The sequence below is a fragment of the Clostridium sp. FP2 genome, assembly GCF_011065955.2.
Lineage (GTDB): Bacteria > Bacillota > Clostridia > Clostridiales > Clostridiaceae > Clostridium_AD > Clostridium_AD tagluense.
This window is the reverse complement of sequence record NZ_JAAMNI020000004.1, coordinates 26,972-48,113: the sequence shown is the minus strand read 5'-3', so window position 1 is coordinate 48,113 and position 21,142 is coordinate 26,972. Positions and strand designations below refer to the sequence as shown.

General features: G+C 29.4%; 25 protein-coding genes and 2 pseudogenes. 10 read left to right on the top strand and 17 right to left on the bottom strand.

Annotated elements, in window-relative coordinates:
* The first annotated feature begins 19 nt into the window (after positions 1–19).
* The 5 genes from xerA (at position 20) to G9F71_RS26610 (ending at position 5,359) form a co-directional block, all read left to right on the top strand.
* The gene (gene xerA / locus G9F71_RS26630) at positions 20–877 is read left to right on the top strand and encodes a site-specific tyrosine recombinase/integron integrase (protein WP_164952235.1); all 858 of its coding nucleotides are present in this window, start codon (positions 20–22) and stop codon (positions 875–877) included.
* Positions 870–1,721 (top strand): IS91 family transposase, encoded by an 852-nt coding sequence (locus G9F71_RS26625; RefSeq protein ID WP_318011126.1) that lies wholly within the window; start codon positions 870–872, stop codon positions 1,719–1,721. The genes xerA and G9F71_RS26625 overlap by 8 nt, the downstream gene beginning before the upstream one ends.
* Positions 1,722–2,478: 757 nt before the next feature.
* Positions 2,479–2,967: an RNA polymerase sigma factor gene (locus tag G9F71_RS26620; RefSeq protein ID WP_164952236.1), complete on the top strand. Its 489-nt coding sequence runs from the start codon at positions 2,479–2,481 to the stop codon at positions 2,965–2,967.
* Positions 2,954–3,724 (top strand): hypothetical protein, encoded by a 771-nt coding sequence (locus tag G9F71_RS26615; protein WP_164952237.1) that lies wholly within the window; start codon positions 2,954–2,956, stop codon positions 3,722–3,724. The genes G9F71_RS26620 and G9F71_RS26615 overlap by 14 nt, the downstream gene beginning before the upstream one ends.
* A gap of 774 nt (positions 3,725–4,498) precedes the next feature.
* On the top strand, positions 4,499–5,359 hold the full coding sequence (locus G9F71_RS26610; RefSeq protein WP_164952238.1) for a glucosaminidase domain-containing protein: 861 nt from the start codon (positions 4,499–4,501) through the stop codon (positions 5,357–5,359).
* A 105-nt stretch (positions 5,360–5,464) separates the two neighbouring features.
* On the opposite strand, the gene G9F71_RS26605 is transcribed toward G9F71_RS26610, so the two are convergent.
* On the bottom strand, positions 5,465–5,932 hold the full coding sequence (locus G9F71_RS26605) for a hypothetical protein (protein ID WP_164952239.1): 468 nt from the start codon (positions 5,930–5,932) through the stop codon (positions 5,465–5,467).
* Positions 5,933–6,195: 263 nt separating this feature from the next.
* On the opposite strand from G9F71_RS26605, the gene G9F71_RS27495 reads away from it, so the two are divergent.
* A complete protein-coding gene (locus tag G9F71_RS27495; protein ID WP_263488340.1) occupies positions 6,196–6,318 on the top strand; it encodes a hypothetical protein in 123 nt (40 codons plus the stop codon).
* Positions 6,319–6,594: 276 nt separating this feature from the next.
* Here the strand turns inward: G9F71_RS27495 and G9F71_RS26600 are convergent, their stop codons facing one another.
* From G9F71_RS26600 to G9F71_RS26565, 8 genes and pseudogenes are all read right to left on the bottom strand, one after another.
* Positions 6,595–7,197 carry a YdcF family protein gene (locus G9F71_RS26600; protein WP_202018026.1) on the bottom strand — a complete coding sequence of 201 codons (603 nt, stop codon included), beginning with the start codon at positions 7,195–7,197 and terminating at the stop codon, positions 6,595–6,597.
* Between the two features lie 109 nt (positions 7,198–7,306).
* Positions 7,307–8,320: a serine hydrolase domain-containing protein gene (locus G9F71_RS26595; protein ID WP_224626948.1), complete on the bottom strand. Its 1,014-nt coding sequence runs from the start codon at positions 8,318–8,320 to the stop codon at positions 7,307–7,309.
* Positions 8,321–8,420: 100 nt separating this feature from the next.
* On the bottom strand, positions 8,421–8,594 hold the full coding sequence (locus G9F71_RS26590) for a hypothetical protein (protein ID WP_164951943.1): 174 nt from the start codon (positions 8,592–8,594) through the stop codon (positions 8,421–8,423).
* 187 nt (positions 8,595–8,781) lie between these two features.
* Entirely contained in the window at positions 8,782–9,018 is a 237-nt protein-coding gene (locus G9F71_RS26585) for a DUF2922 domain-containing protein (protein WP_125006667.1), read from the bottom strand.
* A 71-nt stretch (positions 9,019–9,089) separates the two neighbouring features.
* Positions 9,090–9,281: pseudogene (locus G9F71_RS26580) on the bottom strand (DUF1659 domain-containing protein); the annotation flags it as partial.
* A 310-nt stretch (positions 9,282–9,591) separates the two neighbouring features.
* Positions 9,592–10,629, bottom strand: coding sequence for a replication initiation protein (locus G9F71_RS26575; RefSeq protein ID WP_164951945.1), 1,038 nt, complete (start codon positions 10,627–10,629; stop codon positions 9,592–9,594).
* A gap of 327 nt (positions 10,630–10,956) precedes the next feature.
* Positions 10,957–11,118, bottom strand: a complete 162-nt coding sequence (locus tag G9F71_RS26570) for a YvrJ family protein (protein ID WP_164951946.1) — start codon at positions 11,116–11,118, stop codon at positions 10,957–10,959.
* A gap of 444 nt (positions 11,119–11,562) precedes the next feature.
* A complete protein-coding gene (locus G9F71_RS26565; protein WP_164951947.1) occupies positions 11,563–12,045 on the bottom strand; it encodes a hypothetical protein in 483 nt (160 codons plus the stop codon).
* A gap of 436 nt (positions 12,046–12,481) precedes the next feature.
* Between G9F71_RS26565 and G9F71_RS26560 the strand changes: the two genes are divergently transcribed.
* Positions 12,482–12,670, top strand: a complete 189-nt coding sequence (locus G9F71_RS26560; protein WP_164951948.1) for a murein L,D-transpeptidase — start codon at positions 12,482–12,484, stop codon at positions 12,668–12,670.
* 390 nt (positions 12,671–13,060) lie between these two features.
* On the top strand, positions 13,061–13,807 hold the full coding sequence (locus G9F71_RS26555; RefSeq protein WP_164951949.1) for a transposase: 747 nt from the start codon (positions 13,061–13,063) through the stop codon (positions 13,805–13,807).
* Here G9F71_RS26555 and G9F71_RS26550 read toward each other — a convergent pair.
* The 5 genes from G9F71_RS26550 to G9F71_RS26530 form a co-directional block, all read right to left on the bottom strand.
* A complete protein-coding gene (locus G9F71_RS26550) occupies positions 13,704–14,312 on the bottom strand; it encodes a class I SAM-dependent methyltransferase (protein ID WP_164951950.1) in 609 nt (202 codons plus the stop codon). The genes G9F71_RS26555 and G9F71_RS26550 overlap by 104 nt on opposite strands.
* Positions 14,313–14,316: 4 nt before the next feature.
* Entirely contained in the window at positions 14,317–14,781 is a 465-nt protein-coding gene (locus G9F71_RS26545) for a tyrosine-type recombinase/integrase (protein WP_164951951.1), read from the bottom strand.
* 395 nt (positions 14,782–15,176) lie between these two features.
* Positions 15,177–15,818: an ABC transporter permease gene (locus tag G9F71_RS26540; protein WP_164951952.1), complete on the bottom strand. Its 642-nt coding sequence runs from the start codon at positions 15,816–15,818 to the stop codon at positions 15,177–15,179.
* A gap of 4 nt (positions 15,819–15,822) precedes the next feature.
* On the bottom strand, positions 15,823–16,662 hold the full coding sequence (locus G9F71_RS26535; RefSeq protein WP_164951953.1) for an ATP-binding cassette domain-containing protein: 840 nt from the start codon (positions 16,660–16,662) through the stop codon (positions 15,823–15,825).
* A gap of 10 nt (positions 16,663–16,672) precedes the next feature.
* On the bottom strand, positions 16,673–18,610 hold the full coding sequence (locus G9F71_RS26530; protein WP_164951954.1) for an ABC transporter permease: 1,938 nt from the start codon (positions 18,608–18,610) through the stop codon (positions 16,673–16,675).
* Between the two features lie 496 nt (positions 18,611–19,106).
* Between G9F71_RS26530 and G9F71_RS26525 the strand changes: the two genes are divergently transcribed.
* Together G9F71_RS26525 and G9F71_RS26520 are read left to right on the top strand one after the other, a co-directional pair.
* Positions 19,107–19,352 carry a peptidoglycan-binding domain-containing protein gene (locus tag G9F71_RS26525; protein WP_220322849.1) on the top strand — a complete coding sequence of 82 codons (246 nt, stop codon included), beginning with the start codon at positions 19,107–19,109 and terminating at the stop codon, positions 19,350–19,352.
* 199 nt (positions 19,353–19,551) lie between these two features.
* Positions 19,552–19,710, top strand: a complete 159-nt coding sequence (locus G9F71_RS26520) for a hypothetical protein (RefSeq protein WP_164951956.1) — start codon at positions 19,552–19,554, stop codon at positions 19,708–19,710.
* 137 nt (positions 19,711–19,847) lie between these two features.
* Here the strand turns inward: G9F71_RS26520 and G9F71_RS26515 are convergent, their stop codons facing one another.
* The 3 genes and pseudogenes from G9F71_RS26515 to G9F71_RS26505 form a co-directional block, all read right to left on the bottom strand.
* Positions 19,848–20,084 (bottom strand): DUF2922 domain-containing protein, encoded by a 237-nt coding sequence (locus G9F71_RS26515; RefSeq protein WP_164951957.1) that lies wholly within the window; start codon positions 20,082–20,084, stop codon positions 19,848–19,850.
* A gap of 71 nt (positions 20,085–20,155) precedes the next feature.
* Positions 20,156–20,347, bottom strand: a pseudogene (locus G9F71_RS26510) (DUF1659 domain-containing protein); the annotation flags it as partial.
* Positions 20,348–20,661: 314 nt separating this feature from the next.
* On the bottom strand, positions 20,662–21,141 hold the full coding sequence (locus G9F71_RS26505) for a hypothetical protein (protein WP_164951959.1): 480 nt from the start codon (positions 21,139–21,141) through the stop codon (positions 20,662–20,664).
* Position 21,142: the final 1 nt, after the last annotated feature.

Below are 21,142 nucleotides of genomic sequence, written 5' to 3'. Positions count from 1 at the left end.
TAAGGAAGTGTTATTATTTATGTCAGAATTAAGAGAAAAAATGAAAATGGATATGGAATTAAGGGGTTATAGCTCTGGAACCATAGTAGGTTATATTCGTCAAGTCAGTAACTTTGCTAAATTTTATAACAAATCACCAAAATATTTAGGGGAAGAAGAAATACGTCACTATTTACATTATTGTATCATGGAAAAAAAATTAAGTGAAGTAACTGTTAATCATATTAATGCAAGTCTTAAATTTTTTTATACTAAAACTCTAAATAGATATTGGAATGTTGATAAAATTGCAAGGATTAAAGTACCAAAGAAATTACCTTCTATTTTGTCTCCTGAAGAAGTTAATTCTATTTTTGATGTTACTGAAAACTTTAAGCATAAGGCAATTCTCATGACGATCTACTCCGCAGGATTAAGGGTCAGCGAGGTTTGTAATCTCAAAATAACAGATATTGATAGCAAAAACATGCAAATATTAATAAGGCAGGGAAAAGGCAAAAAAGATAGATATTCATTGTTATCAGAAGTAAATCTTAAAATTCTCAGAGAGTATTGGATAAGATATCATCCTACGGAATATTTATTTTCTGGAAATGGTCGTACACATGCTATAACTCCACGAACTGTTAAAAGAATATTAGAAAAATCTATGAAAAAGACTGGAATCACTAAGCATGCATCAGTCCACACACTAAGACACTGTTTTGCTACCCATTTACTAGAAAATGGGACGGATATATGTTATATTCAAAGACTTTTAGGACATAGGAACATAATTACTACCACTATATACTTACATCTTAGGAGGCTGGATCTACTTAATATAAAGAGTCCTTTGGATACCTTCCTAGATAAAAAAGGTGAACGAGATGATTGAGATTCAAGATATATTTAACCAGTATGGTGATGAATATAGGAGGAATCATCAGCTTCCGCTGAATATTTTAAAAACTATGATAGATATTGAAGCTTGTAGAACAGCAGAGCTTGGTGGTCATGTAGATGAATGTGATAAATGTGGGCACGTTAGGGTTTCTTATAATTCCTGCCGAAACAGACATTGTCCTAAATGCCAAACTTTAGCCAAGGAAAGATGGCTTGAAAAAAGAAAAGAGGATTTATTACCCGTAGGGTATTTTCATGTAGTTTTCACTATACCTCAAGAACTTAACTATATAACGCTTACAAACCAAAAGGAAATGTATTCTATCCTCTTTAATGCTGTTTCAGAAACATTACTTGAACTTTCAAGAGATAAAAAATATTTAGGAGCCGAAATTGGTTTTATGAGTATTCTTCACACTTTTGGTCAAAACCTTATGAATCATCCTCATATACATTGTGTAGTACCAAGTGGTGGATTAACTTTTGATGGCACAAGATGGATAAATTCAAAGAATGATTTTTTTATTCCAGTGAAAGTTTTATCAAGAAAATTTAGAGGGAAATTCTTATTTTATCTTAAAAAAGCTTATTATAGTAATGCTCTTAAATATTTTACTGGAATTGAGGAATTAACAGAAAAACACATATTTCAAAGCTTTATAGGTAAGTTATATAAAAAAGAATGGGTTGTATACTGCAAACCCCCTTTCGGGAGTGCAGAGCACGTACTTGAGTACCTTGGTAGATACTCTCATCGAGTAGCTATATCTAATCATAGGATTGTGAATTTAGAAAATGGATATGTAACATTTAAGTGCAGCGGAGCTTCTTCTTAAGCTGACAGGAATAGATATAAATATCTGTTCTCGCTGTGGAAAAGGTAAAATGATTACAAAAGAGAAGTTGGATCGCCAAAATTATTCTCCGCCAGGAGAAACATATAAAATAGCATAAAGTCTTTATTTAGGGGAGGGGGGAAATGCGTCAATTTTTATAAAACAATCAAAATTGATGAGGATTATAGATACATTAATGGAAATTACAGTAACGGTATTGAATTTAAAGCTAATTTCAGAAAGAGGTGAAAGATTGAATCGCCATAGCAGTGCTAACGCGGCTTCGTTCAATAGTTCGTTTCAGACATTGAGCAACTTTCGTAGCTATCATCGTTTAAGTATATACTTAGGATGATAGCTTTTGTCGGCTCAACATCTGAAATCAAACCTATTCTTTTCACGACATTGTGTTACCCTATACAACTAGCCTATACCCTCATTCATGCTATTTCAATATACAATAAGGCTCTATTTAACTGCATAAAACCTATCTAATTGAGAAAATCCCCACTATTTATGCATTATTATTTAGTTATAATTAACTTTATTAAGAAAATTATATTTACCAACTATAGCCATTACAATAAAAATAATAACACTATAGTTAAAAATTTTATAACAGCTTTATTCAACAAGAATAAAGCTGTTATAAAAAATTGTTAAAATTAAATGAACCATTTAGCAGATATATCTATCTAATTAGTGTAAAGCAAAAAAAAGTAGCGCTACAGTTTGCAAAGAAAGGTAGGAAAATCAATTGAACAAGGCTATATTTACAGACAAAGTTCTTGAAATTCAATCTATTTTATATCATGTGTCTAAATCAATTTTGATTCATGAGCAAGATTGTGAAGATGCAGTTCAGGGGGCAATTTTAAAAGCCTATAACAACTTAGGTACACTAAAGAAAGAACAATATTTTAAAACATGGTTAGTTAGGATACTAATAAATGAATGTTATAGTTTGAAAAATAAAAAACATCCACAAATACCTTATGAAGAATACTTTGAGTCTGCCAAGGCTGATGATAGAAAGGATTATAGTGAATTATATATGGCCATTCAGAATTTACCAGAGCGTATTCGTATTACAATTGTTCTTTATTATGTAGATGGATATTCAGTAAAAGAAATTAAACAGATTTTAGGAATACCCACTGGAACTGTAAAAAGCAGGTTATCAAAAGGACGAAAATCAATAAAAATAAAATTAGAGAATATGGAGGTAAATTATGAATGCCTATAATTGGAATAATACCTTCCCAGATATGCCTAAAAGTTTTAAAAACAAGGTAAATGAAACATTAAGCAGTTTACCAGAAAAAAAGGAGAATGATGAAATGGAAAATATAAAACTATATAAAAGAGGATCAATCAGGAAAAAAATTATTGTTATATTAGCAGCTACTATGGTAATAGGAACAACTGTATTTGCCGCAGGGAAAATACAGTCTATCAATTCAAGCTCAAGTACTATACCAACATATACTACTATACCTACAGTAAAACAAGTGAATAATGATTTTAAATTTAATCCTAAATTAGTTGATAAATTTGACAACGGATACACTTTTGCAGATGGATATACCGTCAATAATAAAGGCATTGATGATAAAGGCAATTCTGTAAAAAAAACAAAATCCCTTAATTTTAAGTATACAAAAGGTAATGACAAATTAAATCTTTCTATGGAAAACGGAATGTTCGAGGAAAGATCAAATAAAGAGACTGTTTTTGATACTTGTAACGGTATAGATTTATATTATAGTTCATCTGTTTATAAGTTTGTACCAGCAAATTATAAATTGACAGAGCAGGATAAGCAGGATAAATTGTCCGATAAATATGTATTCAGCTATGGAAGTGACAATGTAAAAATCTCTCAGGTTCAATATTTAGATTGGATGCAAGGTGGAATCCATTATTCTTTATTGGCAATGAATTCTCATATATCGAAAGATGAATTAGTTAAAATGGCACCTCAAATTATCCGTACCAAATAAAAATAGTCACTTTATACGTGATTTTCAGTTCCAAAACTATTACCAAAACAACTCTAATATAATATTTAATGTGTTACAAAGAATTTGTGCGGAAAGCCCACTCTCTTTAGGTGTGGGATGGATAGCAGTACTAAAATATACCATTAGACATGGTTATTTTAGTACGATATAATATACTTAGGTTTTGAAACGAGCCATATACTATCGTTAATGTGTCAATTGTGATGCTTGATAGTGAAATTCTTGAAGAAAATAATTAGTTTTTATATGTTGTAATTTATAGTTTTTATTATAAATGAGAGTATAAAAGAAGTTATTTAGTATTCAAGAACCCCATCCATTTATGTGTGGGAGTTTCAGAGATAAGAAGCATACAATATAATAAGATGTTATAGGAATGCTCCTTCAATCTATCAGTATTGGAGATAACTAAAAGGCATACAATATAACGAATGTTATATTGTACCAAAAGGAAAAAGTCATTTGGGCTCCAGATGACTTTTTCCTTTTATTAAACATGATGTTTTATATTACTAGGATGCTATTTAGAATGTACGCCTTAAAAATAATTTTCCCCAAATCTTAAAATTCTCCCCCCTCCTCCATATATATAAGTTAAATCATCACCTGCGGTGATGTAATATTAACGACTTCAGAAGGAAATTTATATTCCCACTAATATTTTTTCTCTGCTATAGTATGTAGCACCCACTTATATAAATAGGTGACCTTCCTTCTGAAATGTCGTTAAAAACCCCAAAGGAGGAATCACCCATGAACAAATCCCAAATAATAAAATCTCTGATCCCAGGAGCATTACTATCCTATGAAAAATACAATATCCTCCCCTCACTCACCATAGCCCAAGCAATCCTCGAAACAGGCTGGCTACAATATGTTAAAGGTAATAACATCTTCGGAATCAAATGGACAACTGGTTGCGGATATGAAGTTCAAGAGCTTAATACTCATGAATGGATTAATGGAGTCAAAACCCCCATGGTGTGCAAATTTAGAAAATATGATTCTCTAGCTGATAGCATCCTCGACCATGGAAAGCTTTTAAGCTTCACTAGGTACAAATCTGTAATAACATCTAAAGACTACAAAGAGGCCTGCCAGAACGTTTATAATTCAGGTTATTGTACCGATGCTGAGTACCCTAAAAAGCTTATTTCTATAATTGAAGAAAATAAGCTTTATATTTATGATGCTCCTAGATCTGGAATCTCTAAAAACAATTCTTCCGGAGACATTAAGTATTTGCAGCAATGCTTAAACCTTATGAAAATAAGAGCTGCAAATAATAATACTTTATCTATGGATGGATTCATTGGTCCACTAACCATAAGCGCAATTAAAAAGCTTCAGGGCATACTTAATCTTTCTATGTATGGCATGTGTGGACCTGAAATATTATCTGAAGTAAAAAGTATTATGGAAAAGCCCCTATGTAGCCTTAGGTCTAATGGATATAAAACAGCTATAAGATATATTCAGTGGAGAACTGGAGCCTCTATTGATGGGATTTACGGAAATGAAACTGCACGCCTTGTTAAGGCCTATCAGCAAAATAATAAATTAGTGGCGGATGGAATTGTAGGAAAAAACACTTGGGATAGATTATTATCCTAAAATAAAAATTTATCAAAACACCTTATCTTCGCTTTCCATTTTCAACTTACCAACAATAATAAATACCGTAAAATTAAATTCTACGGTATTTATTATTTACTTTTATTAATTTTGGTTCCCTTGCTTCATTCCTAAGCCGCATCCAGCACCATTGCCCTGTCCTGAACCTTTACCCATTCCTTTTCCTTCTCCTTGTCCAAATCCTACACCATTCATCTTACCTATAGAAGCGCTACCTGTTCCATCACAATTTGCCTGATTAGTTTTAATAGAATTATAAATTTCATCTGCTTTAGCCTGAGTTAATTTACCATCCTTTACCCTTTGATCAAGAACTGCTTTTTTCTGCTTAAGACTCTCTATTTTAAATTCATCTAATTTACCTGCCTCGCCTACCATTGCTCCATATGTTTTTCCAGCTGCTTTATCTTTTGTAACTTGCTCTACTGTCTTCCCTGTTAATCCAGCTAGTATATCCGCTGGCGTCTTAGTAGTTACAGCAGCAAAAACCATACTTGAACTAAGTACGCTTACCACTGCAATTGCTAGAGCGAATTTCTTAATATTTTTCATAAAATACACTCTCCTTCTAATTTCTTTATTTAATCTATGTCTTTAGTATAGGGTGCAATTGTGATAGAAGTATGATGAAATAAAGAATTAATGATGAATGTGGTTAAATCATCACCTGCAAAGATTTACTTACTCCAAATATATGGTAATATTTGTAAATATGTATTATAATAATTATTGTATTACATAATTATTGTATTACATAATTAAATTCACTATCTATAAGCTTATTTTATGTAGCACAAATATTATGAGGTGATTTTGTGACAAGAGGCATAAAGAAAATTGAAAACTCTAAAAGTGAATTGATCCATATAAGAATAAGTGAAGAATTATCTAAATCCTTAGAGAGCTTCAAAAATGCTAACAACATAACTGAAAGTTAAGCAGTAAGACTTCTCCTGGACAATGTTCTTAAATAATAACAAAACCATAGATTCTGCTGTAGTTTTGTATCTATATTGAAATCAAAGAGCAGTAAATCTACTCCACCTATGCTGGCAATTATTTAAAGAACAAAATCTCCTTACAGTCGAGTATACATGGTATCCACAATCATTTGCGCAAGCTGTTTCCTATATAATAAAAGGCTCTGTTTAAGAATAATGTTGAAATTGAAAGGCAACCTCTCAAGGCTGCCTTTATTGCGTCATATATGAAAATTATGACTTAACTCTATTGTTTGCCTTTATGATAACGCAGAGCTTTATGAACATCTGAGTATATAAATAAAGGTAAATAATTCCCACTCCTATTATTAGGTATTCATGAGGAAATTTAGATTTTTCCACTGTATGGTTAATTTCAAGTCTAAAAGCATACGAACTGGCTTTTCGTAAATGCCAAGGTGAGGATACAATAACTGCTGTTCTCAATCCTCTATCTTTCATAATTTTCTTTGAGTTTACTAAATTTTCATATGTACCCGTTGCAAGTTTTTCACGAATTATACTGCAATTAGGCACTCCTAATTCAATCAAGGTTTGTGCTATGACATCTGCCTCAACATAGTTATTAGCGACTGCCGCACCAGTGCAAATAATCACTTCAGCAATTCCTTCATGATATAGTTTTGCTGCTTTATTTATTCGTTCTCGCAGAATTGGTGACACGCTTCCATCTTTTTTTGCGGGATAACCAAGTACAATAATCACATCTTTTTTTTGCCCATTATTATAGGTTGCTTTCTTTAAACTGTTACAAAGAACAGCATACTCAATCATAAAGCATATTAATATTGCACATAGAATACATAATATTATCATTTATCATATCTCCTCTTATATGTGTCTATTACTATCATCTACCAATATATAACCTATTCTTCGCATTTTAAGAAGAATGTGAAGTAACTACCTATATTAAGAATCTCTTTTAAATTATCTTCTTAAAAGCACCTAACTTTTTACCATAAACTAATGAAGCAATCTCTCTACTTATATATGTACCACCAGTGTCTTTCATCGATAAGCATGCGTATTTTACTAAATTATTGCTTAATACAACAATGGTAATATCGTCATCAATATATTTCTCAAAATGAGAAGTGTACCCATTTGGAATTGACCCACCATGGCATATACTTTTACAATCAAAATGGTTTTTTACAAACAATCCATATCCATATTTTACATATTTACCATTATGGTGAGGCTTTTGCATTTCCTTTACTATTTGAGTTTTCAGTAGTTTACCGTCCTGAATTGCTCTATCAAGCAAATAAAAATCACCAACAGTTGATACAATATCACCACAAGCAAAGAACATTGATGGGTCCATATAGAACCCTTTTTCACCCTTAATATAATTATTTGCTACTTTTTTTTGTTCTTCGTCTATAAAACCTGAATTATTCATTTTAGCAGGAATAAATATATTATTTTTAACATATTGGTGATAGTTCATTCCAGAAACCATTTCAATTATCAAGCCAAGAATAAGATAATTAGTATTACTGTACGACCATTTTTCACCAATAGGGAATTTCAATTTATATCCTTTTACAATTTGTAGTATTTCTTGGGGTGTATGACGTTCTCCCCATTTTATTTGTTTTTTTAACATTATGTAGTTAGGTATACCAGAAGTATGATTCAGAAGATGATGAATTGTAATTCCATGACCCTTGTAGAAGTCTGGAATATAATCTTCAATATTCTGTTGTGTTGAAAGCATACCTTTTTCTGATAACTGCATAATACATAATGCAGTTATTGCCTTTGTCATAGAACCAATCATGAATTTTGTTTGAGGTGTATTTTTTATTCCTTTTTCCTTATTTGAATATCCATATGATTCATTAAATATAATTTCATTATTTTTTGATAACAATACATTACCACTAAATTTTTTTTGTTTTTTAAAGTATTCATTTAAATTAATATTCATCATTAACCTCCTCAAATAACTTGTCCATATTTTGTATATTCACTATTAAACTAGCACCACATTATTTTACAGTTGTGTCGCAAGTTACGAAGGTTATGAATTAATTTTTATTATTCAATAGTTTCTGGAATAAGTACATTAAACATCCATTTATTATTGCAAGTATAATATAATTAATTAAATTATTTTTTAGTTTGATAACTTCAAATCCTATAAAAAATATTAAGACAATACTCAAAAAATTTATTAATGCAAATAATTTATTCTTTTTCATATTTTATCCCCTTAATTCGTTAGATAGTGTTTGCTCCGCCTTATTCTACAAGTCCGAATTAACTCCATTATACAACAAAAGGATAATATTGGCTATAATTGGTGTGTATGATTTTCAACACTACTCATTAACATAGCCTAATAAAAAAAGATCCCACCAAGGTTAATCCCTTAGTGAAATCTTTTTACTATGCTATCTCAACTTCATTAGTATCAGTAACAACTATCTTAGCATCTTTCTTGCCAGTTAATTTGCCACTAGCAGATGCAAATATATCCTTTGCAATAACTAAATCCATAAGAGCATTTGTTTGCGCAGATGTTACAGTTGGAACTCCTTTTTCATCAACTTTAATGTCATCTACAGCTAAAGTAAAATACTTACCTTCTACAGATGTTAAAAATCTCATAACTAATTTATTCATATCAATTTCCCTCCTTTTAATTAATTAACCCAATGGTTTTCAGTTTAGGCCTTTCTCTTTTCAGCTAATAGCTAAGCATTAACTAAGCTGAACTCGTCTTCTCTGTCTATTCCAACTAATGGATAATTTTTAATGTTAGAAATAGCTTGTCCTACAGCAAAAAGATCCTCGTCCACTGCAGTAGTTTTTATATTACCGAGTTTTTTCGTTCCATGTTTCTCTTTGCCTTTCTTATCAATACCCACTATCACAGTAAGCTTTAAGGAACTTGCTACCTTTGTTGATTTAACGACATTTCAGAAGGAAAGTCTCCCACTTCTATAGGTGGGGGGCACAAACTATAACAAAAAGAAAACTTCAGAAGGAGTCTAAATTTCCTTCTGAAGTCGTTAATTACAGCTCCGCAGGAGATGATTTAACTGCCATGTTAATCACTCCTTTCAATTTGTTTTCACTGAATATATATGCTCTTCCAGAAGTTTTGCGGTTTTTTTGAAAATAAAAATAAAAACAAAAAAGGTATAGCTAATATATTGCTACACCCTTGATTACTCTAAACTAAATATATAACATTCATCTATTTCCATCCGAGCAACTTTTTTCTAATTCATCAAAATCATATTGCCTTTGATCATAGTCATTGAATTTACCAACTTTAACTTTGCCTATAGGTGGCTTGTAATCCTTTTTTATTGCATCAATAAGCCAACCAACCATATTTGTAATTTTAGCTGCTCTTTGAGAACATCTATATTTTTCTTTGATCATATTTATATCGCCATTGGCACTAATCAATATGCTTTGTGCTTCCTGGTCTGTTATTTCTTCTTTTATAATCTCTTTTACACGTTTAATATGGTCAATGTTTTGTTGTGGCTTTGGTTTAGGCTCTGCTAGTGTAGCTACTATTTCACTTTTACAAGTATTTTTATTACTAGTTATGTAAAATTTAATTGAAGTTACTTTTCTACCGGTCTTTTTTTCTTCATATCTAAAAGATATATCGGTCTTATTTTTCAATTCTTCTTTGCATTTTTCAAGTACATTCTTTTTAAAATCTGTATATCTTTCATAATTATTTGAAACCATGGAGTATAGTTCATCAATCGGCATTTCAATTTTATTTTTAAAAGATTTACTTCTTAATATTTCATATAGTCTTAGAGAATATCCACTATTTAATTTAACAATATTCCCAAGTTTATAACTAGTAAAATTACCATTTGATTCCATAAAAAACGGTTTTAAATCCTCTGAAAATTTTAATGAAACTATATTATCTGTTAAATTATATTCAGCCCTATTGAACCAATTAATATCAATATCTTTTATTTTATTATCTACTATTTTATGAATTGTAAATACTTGTGTTTGCAAACTTCTTATAACTTTTCTGATTTCTGCATAATATCCTTTTTTATTTAACTCTAATAATTCTGCTAACTCCTTCATATGAAAACTATATTCTGTTAATTCCGTATCCGTTATTTGCACTTTTGATGCTACAGCACATATTATTTTTTGTTGTTGCAATGTTAAATTATGTTTACTTTCTATTAATTGATTAGATTTAGTTACAATATTTTTTGTATTAAAATAACTATTATCCATAAATATCACCTCATAAATATATTATATATTTTAAAGTGAGTAATTGTAAACATAACTCACTTTAAAGTAAGATAAAACTCACCTTTAGTAAGACAAAACTCACATTATATTTTTGAACGCCTTGATATGACTAGCTTAAAAGCACCTTTTAAACATCTTAAACAAAAAGATGTTAAACATCTAAAACAACAACAAGGAACTAACCATAAATAAGTTATATTTGTTGTCGTTTTGAAGGTATATACCAAACTTCTCCACAGATTATCAACAAACATTATGGCAATCTATATTGCCTATAAAAAATAAGAATACCAAAGTCTGGTACCCTTATTTTTGAGATTTGCCTATAACGGTGGATATAGCTACAGTTAAATCAGAAATAGATTTATTGAGATCTTCAATTTTCTTCTCAAATCGAACTAGCAGATATATCGTCACACTTATAGGGAAGCCAACTGTATTAACCAGTTTAACAAATGCATCATACATGACGCACCACCTCCCTCACCGCTATAGATAATATATATGCTTATTTCAATTGATTTCTATAATCTTTTAAATATATTTTTTAACGACATTTCAGAAGGAAGTCTCCTACTTCTATAAGTGGGAGGTCTGTACTTATAACAAAAAGAAACCTTCAGTGGGGGGATAACAATTGAGAATTGTTATCTACTCCAGAGGTCTACAAGGGGGTAAATCTCCTTCTGAAGTCGTTAATATTGCAGCTTCGCAGAAGATGATTTAAGCTTTTTTAAAGCCTTATCTTTAATCTTTCTATAGTGAGCATAACTCTTATCACCATCACAGGCTATTTCCCGAAGACTATCGTAGTGTAAGTAAAATCTCGAAACAACGTCTTTTTCAACTGGATCTAATTTCTCTAAGGTAGCATAAAGCCTCTGGTCTTCCTCTTATGCTATTACTTCATCCTTATTGAGATTCAAATTTTATGATGGAATCTAATTTTTCCTTATATTTGGGATTAGAGCTAACCACTTTTTCTATAATTGGTTTCACATTGCTTTTTTTATATAAATTAAAAATAAGATAGGAGAAATCTGCTGAAATAGCACCATCGGTTTTGGCATCAAATATATTTTGAATTGTTTCAAAATTATGATTGGGATAATTGTAAAAAGGCTCATAAAATTGAATCTCTTTTCCTTTGCTCTGTTCCAATTCATACAGTTTTTTAAAATCTACATCATAAAGTATTTTCAATACTTTTTTTATTTGTTCAGGATTATTTTTATCTGAGCTTATTGACCAATTGTAAACTGCTTCGTAACTTTTAATCTGAGTGCTGCTAGCTACTACAGGATTTTCAACCTTATTATTTTTTTTAACTGTACATGCCACTAAAGTGATAGTCATGAAAATACACAATAAAGTAATTATCATTTTTTTATTCATTAAATTCCTCCACCTTAATAAAATATTTCCTTTTTTACAATATATACTAATTAAAGTAAATTTTGAACTGTTTTATTAATATTAGGTTTACATTTGAAAGATACTTTTCTCTTTTATAATTGTAAACGATAATCGATTATCAAAAATAAATTATAATTTCATGAGGTATATTTTATGAGTCATAGCTGGTATATAGACATTACCAACAAATCGTTCTCAAAATGGAACTTTAAATTTCTGTGCTTTTGACGCGGTTAATGAAAGAGATATTACTGTATTTAAGCATTCTTGTGAATGCAAAGGTCAAGGTATAAATGGATATCCTTGGAATCATTCAGATGGAGACACGCCAACTGGATGCGCTCACGGTAATACAATTGCCCCAGGCGATACAGTACATTATGGACCTAACAGAAGAATTAATTTAATTTCACCTATGTCTGGAAATCTAGGATTAGCATATACGACATATGGAAGAACTGGTCTTCAAATTCATGGCGGAAGAGATCAAAGTAGTCTTTGGAACACACAGGGTTGTATCAGATTATTTGATAGAGACATCAAAACCATAACCAACTATATTGATCAAAATTGTACAGGAACCGGATCTATTATGATATCTTAAGGCTAATAAGTAAATGGTGGAATTTAAGTAATACCACCATTTACTTATTTATGATTCACTGAAAAGAATAAAAATGAATTAATTCATCAAAGAATGTTATGGACTCAGAATGAAACTCATAGTACTTGAGCTACATTTCATTTAGTCTTTAGAACCTATTAAAAAATAAAATTACTAACTTTTGCGAGTTAGTAATTTTATTTTTTGCTTCTCTATAACCTTTATTATATCGAATGATTTACTCTATTTTTTTACATTTAATAACTAAAACTATAAATGAGCGAAAACAGCTCCATTAATTTCCAGACGTCAAAAAAAAGAAAAACATCTATGAAATCTCCTGTTATAATTAAGTTACTACACAAAAACATAACTAAGGAGAAAACATAAATGTTTAACAACTCAATTGTAACAAAATCATCGGCAATATACAAATTTTTAATTGAATTAAAAATTACTCTTTATCTCACAAGGCCTCAAATTCATCATCTGATATTATTTATAAATTCTATGGTGACAAAAGGCTACTGTGGAAAAGTAACTGACGTTTCAGACTTTATGCCGGTTAGGCATAGGACTAATATTGGAAAGTTTTTATCTGAGAGTCCATGGGATGAGGATTTTGTTAAAAAGGCCCTTAAAAAACGTGTAATTATGAGAATATGGGAGACGTCTAAAATAACTGGTAAACCTATTCATATCGTAATAGATGACACTATTTCAGAGAAGACAGTGCCCTCGTCAAAGGCTAAGAAACCTACTGAAAAATGTGGATTCCACCATTCTCATTTAAAAGGTAAAACAGTTTATGGTCATCAATTAGTTACCGTTATGTTATTGTGTGATACTCTTGTTTTGCCATATACTATGGCAATCTACGATAAAGAAAATATGAGTAAAATTCAAATGGCAATTGAGTTTATAAAATCCTTACCACAGCCAGTAAATGAAGGTTATGTTTTATGTGATAGCTGGTATAGTAATAAAAAATTGTTTGCTGTTTCTAAAGATTCAGGATGGGATATAAACTTTTTTATTTTTTTACTATATAATCAATATATCCTTGAGTTATCATTTTGCCTTCATATATTCTTTCCAAGGTTCTATTCTCTTTCAATAATATATTCATATCACTAAAATATTGGTCACCTTCATTTATATCAAAATATGAATGAAGAACTTTTTCACCATCTTCATCTTCAAGGAATTCATTTTCACCAGCTTTTTCACCCTTTTCAAATCCAAAGTTATTCAGTGAAAGAAAATTAATGAAGCATAAGCCATTAGGTTTAAGTACTCTTTTAATTTCATTAACGGCAAGGGCTATATCTTGTTTTTTCATATGAAAGATTGAATTATAGGAATATACAAAGGAAATTGAATTATCTTCGAAGGGTAGGTGTCTCATATCACCTTTGGCGATATTTAGTATCATTCCGTGAAGCAGTTCAAATTCTTTGGCTTTTTGGACTTGGGTATCATCTAGATCTATTCCATAGGTCTCATATCCAAATTCATGAAAAAGTCCTAGGGGTGGGCAGTTTCCTCCTGCTCCACAATCTAATACCGTTTTTTCTAAGGAAATATCCTGGCAATGGTTTAAGAATTTGTAAAGTTGAGTTTGTCTGTACACAATGTTCATGAAATTACCCCCTAATAATTAAATTTAATTCATATTTGTAATGATACAGTAATAATACACAAATTATAAGTCTTATAATTTGTGGAATTTTATGGTATAATATATGTATAGAAGGTATATTAGTGTTTTTATATATATTTTCACCCTTTCTACTTTGAAACACATAATTATTCATATCTAAATTAGATAATTCTTTAATATAATTTTCAATAACCTTTTTCACTATATCACCGATATAAAACTTCTTTGTTTTAACTGTTTTCTTTTCTGTAATAATTACATAATCCCTTACAGTTTTAAGGTTTGATTTTACTAAATCTCCTATCTTCAATTTCAATATGTCACTAATTCGAAGTCCTACATTAATTCCAAATATGAAAAGTAATTCATTTCTTACTGATTGACCTTTTAAAATAGAACGTATATTTTTTATTGTTTTTATCTCTCTAATTGGCTCAACGCTATTCATTAAATTTCCTCCAATTTTACCATTTGCTAAAGTTACATAGTATTATATATGAAATCCTGCAAACCGTTGAAAAATAAGGAAAGTGAAAGTTACACAATCTGATTGTGTAACTTTCAAAAATAAGAAGGACTAGCGTTAGTTTGCTGCTTACGCCTGCCGCAGAAAGGAGAAATCGACAGAGTGATGCTGATCAAAAACGTCTTGGAATTCTCGGTGATGATGAATTAGAGACCATTTATGGCAGACCGCTTTTTACGCATGAAGATCGGTGTAATTATTTTTTTCTCTCCACTCCGGAAAAAGAGATGCTACAAGTATTACAATCTATTAAATCGCCCCACTACACAATGTACTTGTTTAACTTCCACTTTCCTTAGTTACCAACTAATCCAAGTTTAATAATAAATTTTTTTGTTTTTATATACACCAATGATTAAAAATAAAGTTCCTACTATAAAAAATACAGAATATTTTGTAGTGATAGCTTGTAATGATATTTTTTCACCATTTTCGAATATATTTATATAATTAAAAAAATTAGAATTTATAAAAATAGATAACAGTTCATATATAAGTAAAAACATAAAACTTATAGTAGTTGACTTTAAAGTATACATTAACATGTATGCTACAGAAGTAAAAAAGAAGCATTGAATAATCGTCTTTATAAATTCTAAAAATACATTATCCCAAAACATACTGTATACTAAAAAAAGAACACTAACATGTATGATATACCAAGCAAATAATAAAGCTATATGATGAATTTTAACTTTTCCTGAATCCTCGATGCAATATAAAATCTCATTTCCGTCTTCTTCAATGTATTCTTTAAACACAAAGGTAATCCACCACAAAGATAGAATAGGTATGTACTTTTCCGCTTCTGAAAATACTAATACATAAGCATTTTCAATATTTCCTGATAGATTAACCATTCCAATATTTAAAATTGGAATAAAAATGTATAAAATAATTAAAGGAACAAAATAGTAAATTTTTAGATTTTTGAGAGAAAAATATGTAATTTTTATCATAGATTTATATTCCCTTTAATAGACACATGTATCCATCTTCTATAGTGGCTTCTACATTTGTATGTGCTACCTTTTCACTTGAAATTACTCTTAAAAAGTTTTTACCATCTCTCTCAAAAATTTTTTCAACAAAGTGGTTACAATTAATTTTTGTTCCTTCATCAACTTCAAAAACCTTTCCATTTGCTATTGATTTAATGTCCCCACTATTTCCCTCAATAATTATTTTACCATCATTCATAATTATTATTTTATCACAACACGCTTCTACATCTTCTACAATGTGGGTAGAAACTATAATTATTTTATCTTTTTTTATATAAGATAATAAATTTTTAAATCGTATTCTCTCTTCTGGATCAAGACCGGCAGTTGGTTCGTCAAAAACTATTATTTTAGGATTTCCTAATATTGCTTGAGCAATACCTACCCGCCTAATCATTCCACCAGACAATGTTGATGTCTTATCATGAATCTTATCTTCTAAATTAACTATTTTAATACTATTTTTGATATATGAGTCTATTAGTTCTTTAGGTAGTTTTTTTAGTATGGCAAAATACTCTAACATTTCATATACTGTTAATTCTTTAAATAATCCGAATTTTTGAGGTAAGTAACCAATATTTTTAGAAAATGTACTATTATTTACAATGTCTTTTTCCTGAAACTTTATCTTTCCTTTATTAATATTGTATAAATTAACTATACACCTCAACAATGTAGTTTTACCTGCTCCATTTGTACCTAAAAGTCCATAAACCCCCGTTTTTAAATTTATGGAAATTCCTTTCAATACTTCTTTTTTTCCAAAAGATTTATGCAACTCTAAAATTTCTAACATTTGAATCCCCCTAATTACTTAAATTTTTAATAAATGTTATTGAATCTCTTTCGTCATTTTTATCTTTTAAAAATTTATAAGTACTTTTAATAACGTAAGCTTCTCCTAGTTCATTTATTTTTTTAAAAAACAAACTATGTATTTCGAAAAATGGATCGTTATTTTTACTCCATTCTTTAACGTTGTTTGTAAAACTATCTTTATCTTCAAGATAATAAAATAATACGTTATTAATTTTTCTTTTTTTTGTATCTTGTGGTAATGTCGACTTTATTAATCCAAGTGATAATTCTTTTTTATTTAAATCATTTACAAAAATGTGATCTCTAAACATTAATGTACCATTACCAATAACTTTAGAAGAAAGTGCTGCCGGTGATTGAAATATTTTTTTATTGCTAATATTAAACTCCTCGGGTTCTGAAAGTAGTTCCTTATATAATTTCAATGTCTTGTTTATATCAGAAAATCTATTTTTATCCATTTTGCTCAATATAAGTTCATAAAAAACATTGTTTTTAGTGGCTTTTTCTTTCATAAATCCACCGATTAAGGTTAATTCTTGTGCCTCACCTGAAAATCTATTATTACTTTTTTGTAGATTTGAGTAAATATTTAAATTTGATTTTACAGTTACCTCAAATTTAGTATTATAATCCCTTATTATTGGAATAAATCTAGATTCCTCTTTTATATATATTCTTTTATAGCCTTCTATTGGATAGTATGGAAAACATCCTGGTAGTAACACACCTTGAGCGTTACTGTAAAACACAGGACTATATCCACCATATAAAATTGTGATTTTCTCCAGTTTTTCATTAGTGGGGTTAGTTATCTCGAAATAATCTCCATCTCTTTTATATTCCAAAATTTCACTATTTTTACCGATAATTTTCTCTATTTTATAATTTCTATAAAGTGTAAATTTGTAAGTGCTTAAAGGCTTTTTCTCATCTAAGTAAATACTTACATTACTCTGTAGTTGTCTATTTATAGTAAAATTCATATTATAAGCTGAAATTTTAAATGATACCTTCTCTTCTTTTTGAATGTCATTTGCGTAATACAACTCATCGAAAGCTACGTAGCTTCTAGGGTTATAATCTTTCTTTACAATACTACCTGATTTCGTATATCCATAAAAATTGAAGAGTGAGAGTATTATTAATCCTATAGCTATAAAATTTAAATATTTATGTTTTTTCTTATTTAATTTTAAAATTAAAAGGAAACTCATGAAGCTTATCAAAAATGATAATAGATTCCACCTATAAGGTTCTATAGATAATCCATATAATAAATCTCCATCCCAATTTAAATTAGGCGGTAAAATATTTAATATTTCTCTGAAGGGATATATATTAATGCCATAACCCATAAAAAGTATATAAGGTACATAATCAAAAATTGGGCTTATTAAAATTATTAAAAGTATCATTACAGCATATGCAAGAAACCTTTTTAAATATAAGGATATAACACTTCCAAGACACATAGCAAAAATTGAAACTAGGAATATATTCAAAACATTATTCAATACGATGTGAACTAAATAAGGTTCAAAGTATATATTCATTGCAATATATACACTAAAGTTATATACAATAATATTTAAGGTCATAATTAATATAATTATTATAAGAACTATAATTTTTGAAAAATATAACTTTAAGTTTCCTTTGTTTAAAACTAAAAGGCATTCTAAGAGATTTTCATTTTTACTTTTAATTAAATACTCATAAGTTATAAAAGTAAAAAAAACAAAATAAATCATGCTAATCCGTTGACTATACTGTAAAAAATAAAAGGCATCTTTGTGTATGTTTAGATTATAAATACTAAAAATCAAATATGCATTTACTATAACGAAAAACAGTAAAAATGCTAAAGATAAATATATACTTTTAAAAAATATTTTAAAATTACTTTTTATTAAATTATTCATTTAAATACTCCCTTTAGTAAAATTGTCGTATAAAATTTGTAAAAACATGCAGTAAAATAATTTACTGCATGTTTTTACAAAAATAATTATTATTAGTTAACTAGTATATCCGCATTTCTAAAAAATTAAAACCAAAGTTTTCCTGTATCATTGCAGCCACTTGCTCCACTTCCATAAGGATTTAATTCCATCTGCCAAGAAATAGCTACCGTCGTCGTTGAAGTAGCACTTACACTACTTGATAAACTAAGTAAAACTGCACAAGATAAAGCAAAACTAGTTAATAATTTCTTTTTTTCAATTTCATTACTCCCTGTATAATTAAATTTTATATTCTAATAAGTAATTACTTATCAATGAAATTCCCATCTATTCCAATTTAACACAAAATACATTAAAAATCAACATAATATACATATTTATGTATTGCAAATTATACTTTTAAATACAAACATTATGCGCAATTAAAAAGCTTCAAGACATACTAGGCCTTTCTATGTATCGCATATTGGGACAGGAAGTATTATCTGAAGTAAAAAGTATTATGGAAAAGCCACTATGCAGCCTTAAGCTTACGGTCTATAAAACAGCTATAAGATATATCCAATGGAGAATTGGAAGCTCTACTGATGGCATTTACGGAAATGAAACTATAAGACTTGTTAAGACCTATCAGCAAAATAATAAATTAGTGGCCGATGGAATTGTAGGTAAAGATACCTGGCAAAACTTGCTTTCATAAATCATCACCTTTAGTATTGAATTAGTAGACAACTCCGCAACTTCTCTGGTGTCTGCTAATAATTAGATTTTGTAATATTTCTATTTGTATTTATGGTAATATTTGTAAATATATATATTATAATAATTATTGTATTACATAATTAAATTGGCTATCTATAAGCTTATTTTATGTAGCACAAATATTATGAGGTGATATTATGGCAAGAGGCAGAAAGAAAATTGAAAACTCTAAAAGTGAATTGATCCATATAAGAATAAGTGAAGAATTATCCAAATCCTTAGGGAGCTTCAAAAATGCTAACAACATAACTAAAAGTGAAGCCGTAAGACTTCTCCTAGACAATGTTCTTAAATAATAACAAACCCATAGCTGCCCCTATAGTTTTGCATCTCTATTGAAATCAAAATAAGTAAATCTACTCCACCTATAGCTACAATTATTTAAACAAAAAAAAGATTCCACCAAGGTTAATCCCTTAGTGAAATCTTTTTACTATGCTATCTCAACTTCATTAGTATCAGTAACAACTATCTTAGCATCTTTCTTGCCAGTTAATTTGCCACTAGCGGATGCAAATATATCTTTTGCAATAACTAAATCCATAAGAGCATTTGTTTGCGCAGATGTTACAGTTGGAACTCCTTTTTCATCAACTTTAATGTCATCTACAGCTAAAGTAAAATACTTACCGTCTACAGATGTTAAAAATCTCATAACTAATTTATTCATGTCACTTTTCCTCCTTTTAATTAATTAACCCACTGGTTTTCAGTTTAGGCCTTTCTCTTTTTAGCTAATAGCTAAGCATTAACTAAGCTGAACTCGTCTTCTCTGTCTATTCCAACTAATGGATAATTTTTAATGTTAGAAATAGCTTGTCCTACAGCAAAAAGGTCTGCATCCACTGCAGTAGTTTTTATATTACCCATTTTTTTTGTTCCATGTTTCTCTTTGCCTTTCTTGTCAATACCCACTATCACAGTAAGCTTTAAGGAACTTGCTACCCTTGTTGATTTAACGACATTTCAGAAGGAAAGTCTCCCACTTCTATAAGTGGGGGGCACAAACTATAACAAAAAAAAAACTTCAGAAGGAGTCTAAATCTCCTTCTGAAGTCGTTAATTACAGCTCCGCAGGAGATGATTTAACTGCCATGTTAATCACTCCTTTCAATTTGTTTTCACTGAATATATATGCTCTTCCAGAAGTTTTGCGGTTTTTTTGAAAATAAAAATAAAAACAAAAAAGGTATAGCTAACATATGGCTACACCCTTGATTATTCTAAACTAATTATATAACATTCATCTATTCCCATCCGAGTAATTTCTTCTCCAATTTATCAAAATCATATTCTCTTTGCGCGTAATCATTGAATTTACCAACTTTAACTTTGCTTATAGGCGGCTTGTAATCTTTTTTTATTGCATCAATAAGCCAACCAACCATATTTGTAATTTTAGCTGCTCTTTGAGAACATCTATATTTTTCTTTAATTATATTTATATCTCCATTGGCACTAATCAATATGCTTTGTGCCTCCTGGTCTGTTATTTCTTCTTTTATAATCTCTTTTATAAGTTTAATATGGTCAATGTTTTGTTGTGGCTTTGGTTTAGGCTCTGCCAGTGTAGCTGCTATTTCACTTATACAAGTATTTTTATTACTGGTTATGTAAAATTTAATTGAAGTTATTTTCCTACTAGTCTTTTTTTCTTCAAATTCAAAGCTTATATCACAACTATGTGAATGTAAATACCAGCTTATATTTAGGTATGTAAAACTCATA